General features: G+C 34.0%; 4 protein-coding genes. All 4 read right to left on the minus strand.

Annotated features, from left to right (window positions below; translation table 11 throughout):
* Nucleotides 1-84: 84 nt before the first annotated feature.
* Nucleotides 85-2,430, minus strand: coding sequence for a choice-of-anchor L domain-containing protein (locus tag DFQ09_RS07600; protein WP_115809065.1), 2,346 nt, complete (start codon nucleotides 2,428-2,430; stop codon nucleotides 85-87).
* Nucleotides 2,431-2,513: 83 nt separating this feature from the next.
* On the minus strand, nucleotides 2,514-8,180 hold the full coding sequence (locus DFQ09_RS07605) for a T9SS type B sorting domain-containing protein (RefSeq protein WP_115809066.1): 5,667 nt from the start codon (nucleotides 8,178-8,180) through the stop codon (nucleotides 2,514-2,516).
* Nucleotides 8,181-8,528: 348 nt separating this feature from the next.
* Nucleotides 8,529-13,370, minus strand: coding sequence for a T9SS type B sorting domain-containing protein (locus tag DFQ09_RS07610; protein ID WP_115809067.1), 4,842 nt, complete (start codon nucleotides 13,368-13,370; stop codon nucleotides 8,529-8,531).
* Between the two features lie 466 nt (nucleotides 13,371-13,836).
* Complete coding sequence (locus DFQ09_RS07615; RefSeq protein ID WP_245940324.1) at nucleotides 13,837-15,618, minus strand: T9SS type B sorting domain-containing protein; 1,782 nt, start codon at nucleotides 15,616-15,618, stop codon at nucleotides 13,837-13,839.
* Nucleotides 15,619-15,628 lie beyond the last annotated feature (10 nt).

A 15,628-nucleotide genomic window follows, 5' to 3' on the forward strand; every position in this document is an offset into this window, starting at 1 on the left:
TAGAACAATAGACCGATAGTTTACATTTAAAGGAGAAGTTTACCCTTAATAAAGCAGAGTCTAGAATAGAGGAGTAAATACTAATTATCGTCTCAAAGCAAAATGACCAGTGTAGATCTTACCATCATAAAAATTAGCTTTAAACCAATAATCGTCACTAGGAAGTGGTTTTCCTTTTAGCATGCCATCCCAACTACGATTGGCATTTGTGAGTAGTGTTATCAATTTACCATAACGATTAAAAATCTGAATAGATGCTATTTGATCGAATTGTGCAGCTGTACCAATAACTTGCCAAGTCGGATTGTCGTTATCTCCATTTGGAGTAAAGAATTTTGGGAAGCCTAAGACTGAAATAATTTCTTCTTGAGTACCACAACCATTTTTATCTCTTATATAAACGGTATGAAAGCCTCTAGAAACATTTGTAAATACAAAACTATCTTGGTAAAGTCCATTGATATCATCTAGCGCGATTTCGTAATCACCTTCACCTGAAAGTGTAATGGTAACCGTATTATTAGGAGCAACACCAATAACGCTAACACCATCTATAGTTGCTAATTCTGAAGCCAAAACTGTAATTGTTCTATTAGAAGAACAGCCATTTGGGTCTGTAACAATGACCGTATAAACACCAGGTTCTGTAACATCATAAAACAAAGTGTTGTTCGGTGTTGTAGTTCCATTAAATTGCCATTCGTAATAATAATTGTTTGGCAAATCGTTTAACACACCACCATATATTGTAAGTGGTTCTGGGAACGTATTTAAACAATATAAAACGGTTTCATCAGGTTCTAAAACTGGAGTATAAAGCACATTTAGGCTGGCAGTAGAAATACCATAACACTGATTGTTATTTGTGATTTTTACGTAAATAGTTTGGGTATATGCTACCGTATTTTCAAAACTAACAGATAATTGATTAGAGTCACTTAAAGCATCTTCTTCTGTTTCATAATAGCGTACAACAGCACCTGTCGGAATTTGGTTTTCAATAGAGACTTGAATATCAGATAAATCAAAAGTGGTAAATCCATCTATAACCTCTCCGTCACAGGCTTCTAAATTAGGGATATATACCGTGTTATTTGAGGTTTGTAACTCTAACTCTGCAATGTCAAAACAATTGGCCCTATTTATGACTCTAGCATAAATAGTTTGAAATGGAGTCGTATTTTGAAACGCTTCCGGATTTGTAATCGGGTTTATATCGGCAATAGCATCTGCTTCTGATAAGAAAAATTGATCAACATATACGTCTTGGTTTGCACTGGTTAAATCTGAGGTGGCATCAAATAAATCATACATAGTTAACCCGTCCTGGCTACTATCACATTCAATTAAAATAGAGTCAACTCCAATAGGTAATGGAGCATATTCAATTATAACCTCTCCGTAGGAAATACAGCCGTTGGCTAAGGTAACTTCAACAGTGTAGGTGCCAACTTCTGTAACAGTATAGGTTTCGCAAGTAACACAACCTAAAGCTCCTTGTACTAAAACACCATCTTTAAACCATTCATAAGAGTTTTGACCATCTTGGTAAGCATTAAGTTCAAGCGTTTCACCTTCACAAAGTGCATTGTTTGTAGCAAGAAGTAAATTAGGACCTATGTCTGAAGAGAGTTCAAAACTACTAGCCTCTAAAAAAACAGCAGAGTCATATCTGTAATTCTGCTCATCAGCAATAACTAACTTAACATGGTAAGTGGTATTTGGCACTACATTTGCTGTAGCCGTTAAAATAGCGGTTTGGCCATTAAAATTAATAGGAGCATTACTATCATTATAATTGCCAAAATAGGTTTCGTTTTCTGGTGGGCAACTACCTTGAACGCCTGGCATCACTGTCGTCACTTTAACAGGCGTGTTTGTGTTTGGTACTAAAGCTATATTTTCATAGGCTTGTTGTCCGGTTGCAGGTCTAATTAAAAAGCCAAATAAATCTGAGTACCTACAGGTGTTAGAATTATTTTCTTGATATTCTTCTGAGGCAAAAATATATCTAAAACTTATCTGTGAAGCAACAGACGTAAACTCAAATTCTAAAATGGTAGCGTTTATGGTGCCAGATTCATTTAATGCATTTTCAAGATCTCCATCTCCAATCCAATTAGGCGCATTATCATCACTCAAATTATTATTTGGTCCAGGCACATTATTCAATCGTCCTGTACTTAAAACAATGCCACTTTCAAAAGGGAAATTAGTGCCAGTAGCATCAAAATATCCGTAGCTTTGATCCGTTCCTCCAAAATCACCACCAACCACATTGGTTACAGTAACATTGTCGATACAGTTACTATCAATCAAAATATTTTCTATAAGCTCTTGAGGACTATAAGTCTGACTATCTACTGAAATATTTTGAGCATAATTCAATAGAGAAAAAAAAAGGACAATAGCGAGTAGTGTTTGCTTCATTTTCGTTTTAAGGGACTGCAAAGATACACTACTAAGAATTATCTAAATTCAAATAAGATGTTAAAAAAGATGATATGGTTTTATTAACGACGAAGCGCAAAATGACCTTTGACTTCAAAAGCAATGGTACCTTGTTTTATTTCTGCTAAAAACCAATAATCGCTAGCTGGTAGATTGTGTCCATTGTAAGTACCATCCCAACCTTGGGTATTTGAGCCTAGTTTTGTAATTAATTTACCATAACGATTAAATATGTAAACACTACTTCCAGGCAAGGTTTCTATACCTATAATATGCCAGGTGTCGTTTTTTGTATCTCCATTAGGTGTAAAAAAAGGAGGAGCATCAATGACTAAAACTTCTTTGGTAACTTCCGCACAGCCATTTAAATCGATGATAGTTACGATATGGTAACCTAAAGACACATCTTCAAAAACATTAGATTCTTGCGGGGCACCATCATCTAATATATAAAGGTAATTACCAATACCACTAATTGTAATTGTAATATTATTTGGGTCAGAGAAATCTACAGTTTCCGTTAAATCTATAGTTGCAGATTCTGATGCTGTAACATTAAAGGTACTTGTTGTTACACATCCTTGTTCTGAAGTCACAGTCACCGAATACGTGCCAATTTCTGTAATTTCAATTTCAGAACTATTTTGATTTGTGGACCATAAATAAGTATCGGTAGCATAAAACGTCTCAGCGGAAACGACCAAAGGTAAATTATCGATGCAAACAACCTGATCTGGAATATCTACCAACGGTTTAGCATTGACGATTACTAAAAAATCAACAAGCTCAAAACAACCTGTGGTTATGTTTTCTATACGTGCTGTGATGCGGTCGTTGTTAAATCCACTGTAAGCCGCGTCGTTTAATGGGTTTATATTTTCAATTGCGTCAATAGCATTGCTAAAGTAAGTGACGCTGAAGTTTGACGAATTTTGAAAGCCTAAAATACTTGCCGTTTGTTGATTTAAATTGAAATCAAAATAACCATCATAATCGTCATCACAAGCAATAATGTTTGGTGGTTGATTTGCTATAGGTAATGGATTCACTCTAAGTTCAAAAGGGTGAATGTAATAGCAATGTGTGGTACTGATTTCTACACGAGCAAAAAGGATATCATTTGTACTTGTATACGTGTAATTTGTGTCTAGGGGATTTTGATTGGCAATAGCATCTGCTTCTGAAGTGAAATAACTAAAGAGTACATTGTAATTGGTATCTACAATAACCTCGTTAATCGTAGACAAATCGAAGCTGTTGTTCTCGTTTTCGCAAGTATCAAATATGTCAAAAGTATTTGTGGCAGGCGGAAGATTTACATTTAATTCTAATGGCACAAAAGTGAAACAATCTGCAACAGAATTAAACACCTTAATATATACCGTTTGCGGATTGCTAATGTTAGTATAATTTTCAGGATTTAAAATAGGATTGTTGTCTATTTCTAAATCGTCTACGGATATGAAATAGGAGATGACATTATTAGGGTTTGGTGTTGTGAACAAATCGTCTTCGGCAGTTGTTAAATTGAAAGGTGTATTGGCATCATAATTAGTGTCACATTCTAAAAGCGGCTCTGGTATCTCTGGATGCGGATTTACAGTTAAAGTAAAATTAGTTACACGATAACAACCCGTGTCGTTGTTTTCAATTCGGACTATAATCTGTTGTTGGTCTGAAGTGGTTAATGGAGATATAATGGGATTATCGCTATCTTCAGCATCGCTAAGGTTTAAATGATACGTTACTGTGAAATCATCAGAATTTTGTGTGCCTAAAATAGTATCGGTTTGGGATTCTAAATTAAAAGAAGCCATACCATCATTAGAATCATCATCACAAGCCTCAATATTATTTGGTGTATTTGCTATTGGTGAAGGATTAATTTGAAGTATAAAATCATAAACGAAAAAGCAGCCCGTCTCAGGGTGTTCAATACGAACAAAAATAACATCATTTGTTGTTTGATAATTATAATTTAAGGCTAATGGATTTATGCTGTTTTGGGCATTATTATAACTTTCAAAATAGGATAAAGTGCCTTGTGTACTTGGATTAAGTAAGACGGCTTCAATTTCTGAAAGGTCGAAACTATTGGTCGGGTTATCACAAATTTCATAAACTTCAAAATCATTGAAGGGTGGAGGAAGATTTACAATTAAATCTAATGGAACGTTAACATAACAATAACTGAGTGTATTGGTTATTCTGACATAAGCCGTTTGTGGATTACTAATATTATCATAGTTTTCAGGATCTAGAATTGGATTTGTATCAGCTTCTAAATCCTCTATAGTTTCAAAATAAGTGACTTCAATATTGTCTTGTCTTACACCAAGGATTTCAACTTCAGAAACGGTTAAATCCCAAGTTAAAATACCATCGTAATTGTCATCACAGCGTGCAATTGGTGTTGAAGAATTAACAACAGGTGCTGTAATAACATTAATATCAAAAGCTGAAATTCCTTTGCAGTAATTGCCATTATCGACTCTGGCATAAAGCTCTTGTGGGTTTGTTGAATTGGTGTAAATTAAAGGGACTGGATTACTATTGTTAGTCGCATCAAAAGCAGATTCATGAAATGTAATATCTAATGTTTCTGGACTACCAGCAACCATTTCGGCTATCTTATCGTTTAAATCAATGGTTATAAAACCGTCGTTACTAATGTCATCGCAAACAAAAATGCTTGTTGCAGCATTAAAAATAGGAATAGAACCAACTTCTATCTCAAATGAAGAGGTGCCAAAACAATTAGAGTCTGTAAGGCCTTCTACTCTAACATATATCGTTTGAGGGCTAGAGGTGTTATTATAAACTGAATATTTATCTATAACATTATCGCCAGCAAGGGCATCGGCTTCTGTTCTATAATAAAGAACTTGTTTATCTGGTTGACCGTTAAGGATTTCATCATCTTTTAAATAGAAGTAAAAATCAGCAACTCCGGTGATATCTGCTTCACAATTTTCAAAGTTTGAAATAGGAACAAATTCGGGTAAGGTATTTACATAAACGTAAAATCCAGACAAGCTGAAACAGCCGGTGGTTTCGTTTTCAACACGTGCATAAATGTATTGTGTTGCTGTGGTGTAATCTTCTGGAGTTGTTATTTCATTTTCACCTGATATAGCAAAATTATAATCATTGTAAAATGTAATTTCAAACCCTGTTGTAGCACTTGTTATTTCTGGAATTTTAGAAATTAAATCCACATTAGAAATGCCATCTAGGTCATCATCACAAACAATAATAGCTTCAGGATATGCAATTGTAGGTGCGCTAACCACGTTAACCTCTAGAGTGGAAATGTCATAGCATCCGGTTTGAGAATTGGTAACTCTTATATAAAGCAATTGGGGGTTAGACGTATTGTAGACATAATCTGGAAGTATGTTTTCATTATTTATGGCATCGTTTTCAGTAAGGTAATATTTAACGTTTACAGCAGGCACACCTTGACTTGCAACACCATTAAAAGTATCCATAACTAAAGTGGTGAATCCATCATTATCTTCATCGCAATAATCAACAACTTGAGGTGTTAAGATAATGGCCGGAGCAATTTGCAACGCAATATCTACAAAACCGTCACATTCGCCATCGGCCATAGTGGCATATAAAATTGTACCATTGTCAATGACATTAAACGGAATAAATTTATCTAATGCATTGATGTCATTCTCTCTATCATCTTCGGTTAAATAGAATGAAACTTCAAATTCGTCATAGTCATCTTTAAGATCTGCTTCAATAGCATTCAAATCAAAATCAGCGATGCCATCATTAGTGTCATCATCACAAACAATAAAAGTAACATTAGAAAATGTGTTTTGTATGATATTAGAATGCAGTTCTAATTCTATAATTGTATTACATCCTGTAGCAGGATCTTGCACGCGTATATAGATTATTTGAAAATTTGGGGTTGTGTTTATATAATTTTCAGGATCAGGTATGGTATTCATGTTACTTATAGCATCTGTATTAGTGGTATGGAAACTAATATCTAATCCTACAAGACCTTGCAAAACATCATCGATAACTGTTGTTAAATCAAAAGCTTCAAAGCCATCGTCATCTTCCTCGCAGGCATTAATCCATTGGTCATCTAAATTAATATCGGGGGTTTCTTGTAATTCAACAGAAATTGAAGTTGTAGAAAAACAACCTGTAAGCGCATTATAAACTCTAACATAAAGCGTTTGGGAGATGTTAGCGTTTGAGTATGGTGAGAAAATGGGATTAATACCTAAATCTGCTTCGGGGTCTGAATAATGATAAGAGATAAATAAATTAGCATTCCCGTTTATAATTTGGTCGTTAGCAACGGTTAAATCTACAAGGGTAGAACCATTTAAAGTGGGATCTTTACAAACGATGATGGGATCTGGATCTTCATAGTCTGGTTTTTCATTCACCACTAAATTGAATGTAGAAAATGCCAAACAGCCGTTTACTGTATCTTCAATTCTAACATAAATGGGTTGTGGAGATGTGGTATTTTGAATAGTGCCAAGAATTGGGCTATTGTTGTTTTGAGCTGCATCACTAGAGTAGTGGTAGCTAATATTGTAGTTTGAAGGAGGTACAGAAGCTAATACTTCATTGTCTTTAGTGGAAAGATCAAAATTCTCGACACCATCATTAGAGTCATCATCGCAATACACAATATCTGAAATTTGAGTAGACGGTTGCTCTGTATTGAGTGTAACTTCAACAGTATCTTCAATGACGCATGAAGTGGCGTTGAGTTGAATTGTAATTTCGACTTTATACGTGCCGGAAGATTGTGCATCTAGCGTTGGATTATTTTCACCAGCGATGAGTATATCATTTTGAAACCATTGGTATGAGGCTTGTGGATTTTGAATATCTCCATTCAATAAAACGGAATCTCCACATGTGGTAATATCGGGACCAAGATCCACATTGGCATTAAAACTATTACCTTCTATAAAAACAGCTGAATCAAAATTATTGTCCGTTTGGTCTGCAATAATCAGTTTAATTTGATATTCTACGTTAGGTTGAATTGCTGCTGTTGCGGTGAGTACAGTTGTTCTTCCATTATAATTAGTGTCACCAACGTTGTAGCCTTCAAAAAACGTCTCATTTTCTGCAGCACAAAAGCCTTCAATTTGGTCGTGAATAGTATTTGTGTTTACAGGTGTAGCTGTACCAGGAACCAAGGCAATGTTCGAATATGGTGCAGAAGAACCTGCTTCGCGAATTAAAAAAGCAAAGCCATCTGAATAAAAACAGGGGAATTCTTGCTGGTATTCTTCCGAGGCTAGTAAGTAATTAAACTGAATCTGATTAGCTACTGAAATAAAGTTGAATTGTATGGATGTGGCATTTTGAGTATCAGAAATGCCTAAAGCGTTTTCTAAATCTGTATCCGTTTGCCATGCGTCATCACCTTCGTTTAGAGGATTGCTGTTAAGAATATTACCTGCAGAGTTGACATTTCCTGTGGTTAGTAAAATACCATTTTCAAAAGGGAAACTAGAATTTGCGCGTTCAAAATAACCGTAGCTGTTAAAGCCATTTATAGAGCCATTAACAGGTGATGATATGTTAGAGATTTCAACACAATTCTGTCCTAAATTTTGTTGAATAAGTTGTTGTAAAGGCAAAGAATCATCTGTTGTTATTTGTTGAGAATAGCTACAATTAAGTGCTATAAAAGTAACAATGAGAGAAAATACTACGTTTAGTTTCACGGTTTTATATTAGAAAAAAGCTGACATAAAATTTTTTAAATTTTATGTCATGCAGTTTTAGGAGAAAAAAATAGTGAAAAATCAATAGTAATATTGGTTTTAAGGGTAACTAACCTTTTTAATTGGACGAATGACAAATAGTTAAGTGCTCTCTTTATTATGTGAAAATATCACAGTTACAAACCGATAATCGCCAACAGACCTATTATTGCCATTATAAGTGCTATTCTAATTTTCAGTGCTATGAGGTGTTGTGTATATCAATAAGACCCATATTTTTAAACACAAAAAATCCCCTTACCAAGACGTAAGGGGATTGTTGTAAATTAAAATTGAATATAATGTTTATTAATGCTTCAAGGTGAAATGCCCTTTAACTTCAAAAGCAATTGAACCCCGTTTTATTTCCGCCACAAACCAAAAGTCACTTGTTGGAAGTATTTTTCCATTGTAATAACCGTCCCAACCTGGGGAGCTAGACGTTAACTGTTTGATGCGTTTACCGTAGCGGTCAAAAATATTAATAACAGTTCCAGGTAAAGTTTCAATACCTACAATATGCCAAGTATCAAAATCACCATCGTTATTAGGTGTAAAGAACTTCGGAATATCAACAACTAATACTTCCTTAGTAACATTAGCACAACCATTTAAATCTATGATTGTAACGGTATGGTAGCCCATTGCTACATTTTGAAAAACATTTGATTCTTGAGGTTCAAAATTATCTAATTGATAAAGGTAATTACCAATACCACTAATGGTAACTGTAATATTGTTTGGATCTGAGAAATCTACAACTTCTGTTGTTTCTATAGTAGCTGCTTCAGATTCCGTGACTCCAAAATAACTTGTATTCTCACAACCATATTGAGACGTTACAGTCACCCAATAATTGCCTACTTCAGTCACATCAATTTCTGGAGTAGTTTCTCCAGTAGACCATAAATAAGAATCACCAGTATAATTAGTATTTGCAGATACAAGTAAAGGTGTATTATTTAAACAAATAACTTGATCGCCTACATCAACTACAGGTATAGGATTTACAATGGCCGTGAATGACGTTATACTATAACATCCTGTATTGCTATTTTCTACACGTGCATAAATAACTTCACCATCAAAAGCCATATAATCCATTTCTAGAGCTGAATTATTTTCATGTGCTTGAAGCTCTGAATTATGATACGTCAGCGTAAATAAATTAGAATTTTGTCCGCCTAAGATACTTGCGTTTTGTTGTGCTAAATCAAATTCTAAAATACCATCAAAGTCATCATCACAAGCCTTTAAATCATTTGGTTGGTTAGCTATTGGTAAGGCATCTACTTTTAAATTGAATTCGTAATAGGTGGCACAATGTGTAGTGCTGTACTCAGTTCTTAGAAACAACGTATCAAAATTACTTTGGTATGTGTAATTAGTATCTAGCGCATTCGTATTAGCGATTGCATCGGCTTCGTTAGAGAAGTAGCTATATAATACGTTATAACTATTATCAGTTGCAATTTCATTAATTTCTGTTAAGTCTACAGTATTAGTGTCATTCTCACAGATTGTATAGTGTTCAAAATCATTAATGATAGGTGGTTGATTTACGATTAACTCTATCGGAAGCGCTGCGTAACAATTAGAAACCGTGTTGGTTACTTTCATATAAACCGTCTGAGGATTTGATATGTTTGTATAGCTTTCAGGATTTGGTATTGGATTCGTTCCTGCTTCAGAATCTTCAAAATTAGCGTAATATTCAATAACAATATTTTCTTGTCTAACATCTGTAATATTAGATTGTGCGCCAGTTAAATCAAAAACTAGTGTGCCATCTGTGTCATCATCACACTCTATCATTGGTTCTGCTAATGTTACGTCTGGTACTTTAATCACATTAACCACAAATGATGTTATAGATTGACAAATTGTACCATTATCTATCTGAACAAAAATTTGTTGGGGATTTACAGTATTTGTATACTGAAGTGGAATTTCATTAGTGTTATTTCTAGCATCATTTTCAGTTGTAAAGAATTTTACAGATTGAATATCTGGAATGCCTGCTTTTACTTCATCAGCTATACTTGAAAAATCAAAGAGCTCAGAACCATCATTTGAAATATCATCACATACAAACCAGTTTGTTGGTTCGTTGTAAGTTGGGTTGGTACCAACCTCAATTGTAAATGAAGAGGTCGTGTAACAAGATTCGTCTGTAGTATTATCAATCCTCACATAAATTTGTTGTGGATTGCTAATGTTTTCATAGATGCTTGTTTTATCAATAGCATTCGTTTTATTATCGGCATCAGTTGGGTTAAGGTAGTAACTTACTGCTTTACCTGTTTGTCCGTCTAAAGCTTCGCTATCTTTGTTTTCAAATACAAATTGACCGATACCATCCGATACATCTTCACAAAACGTATATTGTTGTACATAGTTAGATAAATCTCCAACATATGGTAAGGTATTTACAATAATATCTAACGCTTCAATAGCATAACAACCTGTAGTACTATTTTCAACACGCATGTAAACAATCTCTGTTTGTGCGGAATAGTTAGCTAAACCTTGAATTTCATTTTCATCAGAACGCGCATCCGCTAAACTATTATGAAAGCTTACACTTCTATTAGGTGTAGCTAAAATAGAATTAGGAATACTATTGTTTAAGTTAATAATTGAAAAACCATCTCTATCAGCATCACAAATAATAATGTCTAAAGGTTTTTCGCTTTCTGGTGCTGGTAAAACCGTAACTTCAAATGAGTTATAATCAAAACAACCAGTTTCAGAAAATGTAATTCTAGGATATAATGTAAATGGGTTACTTACATTTACATAGTTATTAGGTAATGCATTGGTATTATCAATAGCATCTTGCTCTGTAAGGAAATAGGTGACTTCAAAACCATCTTCACCATTAGTTACATCAGCATTTAATGTGGATAAATTCGTAGTTGTTAAACCATCTTGGTCTTCATCACATACCGTTAAACTCACCACAGAATCAAATTGAATGATAGGATATAATACCAAGTCAAATTCAGCCACTTCAGTACACGTTAGACTTTCTAAGGTAATATAAATGGTTTGTGGGTTGCTTTGAGAATTATATGTTACACTTGGGTCAATAGCGTTAATTCCATTATCTCTATCTGTTTGTGTTTCATAAAATACGACGTTTACATCAGGCAGTTCATTGATGATGCCAACCGCAATATTTTCGAAATCAAATCCTTCTGTCCCATCGTCATCAACATCACAAACTGAAATATCTCTAATATTAGTCGCTGTTAATAATAGGTTGGTATGCAGCTCAATTGGTGTCGTAGAGGCACAACCAGAACTCGTGTTTTGTACTCTTATATATACAAGTTGTTCTTCAAAGTTGATATTTGCATAATTAGTATCATCTGCAATTGGGTTTAATCCAGAAAGTGCATCCTCTGGTGAGGTATGAAACGTTACTGTAACATCAGTTAAACCTTCTAGAACTTCTGGAATAATAGTGGTTAAATCAAAATTAGCAAAACCATCTAAATCCGTATCACAAGCATCGATATAATGTACTTCTGTGTTTATAACCGGACTGTCAATTACACTAACATTTAAAGTTGTAGTACTAATACAACCTGTTTCAGTATTTTTGACACTTACATATATTACTTCTGTTGGGTTGGTATTCGTATAAGGCATAGAATAAGCGTTGATGCCAGAAGTAGCATCTGAAGCAGAACTATGATAGCTAACTATAAGGTTGGGTTGTGAAAGTGTAATTTCAGAATCTTTATAAGCGTTTAAATCCATCGCCACTCTTCCGCTAACAGAACCCGCACTACAAACCTCTAGGTCTGTTGGGTTTGAAATTATTGGCAACCCATTTACAATTAAGTTAAATGTTGAAAATGCTAAACAACCATTTACGGTATCTTCAATTCTTACATGAATAGGTTGCGGATTCGCCGTATTTTGAATCGGACTTGTAATAGCGTTACTGTTGTTAATAGCATCAGCGTTATTATAATGATAAGAAATGGTATACGTTGATGAAGGAACAGAAGCAATAACTTCGGCATCTTTGGTTGATAAATCAAACGTTTCTAAGCCGTCACCACTTAAATCATCACAAAGTAAAAAGTCTGTTAAAGGATCAGAAGTTTGTGTAGAACTTAAAGTAATATCAATAGCATCTTCTATAACACAAGAATTTCCCGCAAGTGGCAACTGAACCTCTACACGATAGTTACCCGATTGTGATGCTGTTAGAGTCGATTGGTTGGCTGAAGGAATTTGTGAGTTATTGAAAAACCAAGAATAAACAGCATTAGGGTTGTCTATGTTTCCATCTAATTCAACACTGCTCGCACATGTAGAAAAATCTTCTCCTAAATCTACTGAAGCATTAAAACTATTTCCTTCAATAAATACAGCAGAGTCATAATTTTGATCATTCTGATCGGCAATAACAAGTTTAATTTGATATTGTACGTTTGGTTGAATAGCTGCAGTTGCAGAAAGTACAGTGGTTCTACCATTATAATTAGTGTCACCAAGATTATAACCTTCAAAATACTCATCATTTGAAGCAGGACAAAATCCTACAATTTCATCGTGAACCGTATTAGTGTTAACCGGTGTTGTGGTTCCTGGTATTAAAGCAATGTTGGTATAAGCGTCAGTAGTGCCAGCTTCTCTAATTAAGAAAGCAAAACCATCAGAATAATCACAAGGAAAATTACCAAAATATTCTTCCGAAGCTAAAATATAATTAAACTGTATCTGATTTGAAATTGATATAAATTCAAATTCTATTGATGTTGCATTTACAGTACCTGATATTCCTAAAGCGGTTTCAAGGTCACTATCTGTTAACCATGTTGCATCTCCTTCGTTTAATATAGTATTGTTTTGTCCGTTACCAGCAGATGTTGCATTTCCTGTGGTTAAGACAATTCCGTTTTCGAAAGGAAAGTTTGAATTAGATCGCTCAAAATAACCGTAACTACCAATTCCAATAGAAGATCCATTTGACGGAGAGTTAATGTTTGAGACTTCTACACAGCCTTGTATTAATGTGTTTTGAATTAAGTCTTGAGGTGAAACTGAGTTATCTACGGTTACTTGTTGTGAAAAAGAAATACTACAAATTAATCCAATAAATAAGCAGAGGGAGCGGTTTAAATAAGTCATTAGTTTCGGTTAAGGTTTACTATGTTAGTGTAGGGTAGATTTGGAGTCAACGCACACACGTTATTTAATATGGGCGAAAAGTAGATTAAAATAAGATGAAATACAAAAAAATACGTCAAACTACACTAAATGTTAACGTTTAGAGCCGAGAAAGTGGCTTTTAAGCTGATATATACAGCAAAAAGAGATTATTCTTACATATAAAATCATGACTATTTCAAACAGTTACGTAAGAAATATCTTAATTTGTATGCCAGTAATTTAATTTCATAATAGTATTAAATCTAAAATATAATTATAGATAATAATTAACTATTAAAGTTTGTGAGGGAATTTTTAATATGTGGAGGGAATTAGTAAAGAAATTTCACTAACAGGTATAAAATTAAAGTAACTAAAGGGTAATTGCAAAAAAATAAGATGAATGGACTAAAACTTTAACAATTCTTGAAAATTAAGACCTATTCTAGTAGTTTATGTATACCCATCCAACAAAAGGTTTATAATTTGGGTCATTTAAATTTAAAATATAATAGTACGTACCCACCGGTGCTTTGTTACCTTTATTGTTAAGTCCTCTATTTATTTTACCGAACCAAGGTTTTTCATTATGCCCAACAAAAATTAACGCTCCGTAGCGATTGTAAATTTGTAATTCGTGTTCTGTGAAAATATCATACAGCCCTTGGATATTAAACCAATCATTCTTTGTGTCACCATTGGGCGAGAATCCTTGAGGAATATACGGTGGACAATTTTCAACGGTTAAGTCAAACTGAAAAATATCATAACAAGGATCCCTTATTAATCTAACATATATGGTTTCAGGATTAGAGCCATTATTATAATCTGATGAGATAATAATAGAATTAACATTCATTTCTAAATCCTCTAATGAATGGTAAAACGTAATGTCGTCTTCATTATAATTTAGTGTGCTTAGGGCATCAAATAAATTGAAACTCGAAATTTCTAAACCTTCATTACAGCCCATTAGGTTAGGCAGTGGTATTATTTCAGAAACAATAAGTAAGTCAATAGTTTTAAATGTACTATTGTTGTTTTCATTAGATTCTGTAACCACACCAGTCATACTGCCATTATCATCCACTATGGCCACAATGGTAACATTAGGATTTATACTATCAGGTAACGTGAGGTAAACGGAATTACTTTCACTACCATTTATAGCAATATCATTTAGAGTTGCACTTATTTCAATAAAAAGACCATCACTATAGAATGCAATAGGAGTATTGGCAGGCAAAACATCGGTGCTATTTGTGTTATATACGGTGTAAAATAATTGAATGGTATTATCTCCGCAACTGACAGTGTTATTGTCAATAGTTATTGTGGCATCTGGTAGCTGACTATTTAAAACGGTGATAATATTATTTATCATTACAAAATCTTGACCAGAGGTAAGTGAGATCGTAGCTGAAGTATCACCAATATTGATATTATTCTGAATGCTATAAACATCAATATCCATATTGTATAGATTTGAATCACCTGTAAAAGAATTAGTACCATTAAAGGCATTGTTTGCAGGATTTAAGGGCGGGTTGCTAATAACACTTCCGTTAATAGTTAGTTGCTCATTAACGGCTAAAGATTTGTCACCTTCCCAAGCAATGAAACCAATTTTAGCATTTTCATTATCTAATACGTTTAAATTATCTAGTGTAATATTTAGGACATCAGGGACACTTTGTAACCCATCATAAACATTAAGTTGGTTTAGAGGTAAGTTATTATCTTCATAAATAATAGTTATTGCCCAGCCTCCAAAGTTGGTGCCTGTAGAACAGTATGGACCAATATCATTGGTAAGATCAAAATTAGAAACGCTGTAATTTGTGCTGCCTTGATCTAAAATTATTGAAGTCACATCGGCAAATGCAGCAAAGAAAACACGGTCAGCATCTAAAGCATCACTAAATGTGCGTTCTGCAGTAATATCTATATTGTTTAATGAAATATTAAAATCCCCAGTATGCGAACCTGCCCAATATAAATAGGCCGCAACTACATTTTGGTCACTATTTAATGATAAGTTTGCTGATGATGATGTTAAAATGGTACAAGGTCCAAAACTACCATTCTCAACGGTATTCATTGTATTGCCAATAGCTGTATAATCAAATCTGCCGTTAAATTGCTGGTACAAGGAAACATCTTGAGCAAATAATGGTTGTGTTATGCTAAATAAGAATAAACATACTATGTAATAAATGTTTTTCAAATTACGAGAT

The organism is Winogradskyella pacifica (assembly GCF_003386275.1).
In the GTDB taxonomy this organism is placed as follows: Bacteria; Bacteroidota; Bacteroidia; order Flavobacteriales; family Flavobacteriaceae; genus Winogradskyella; species Winogradskyella pacifica.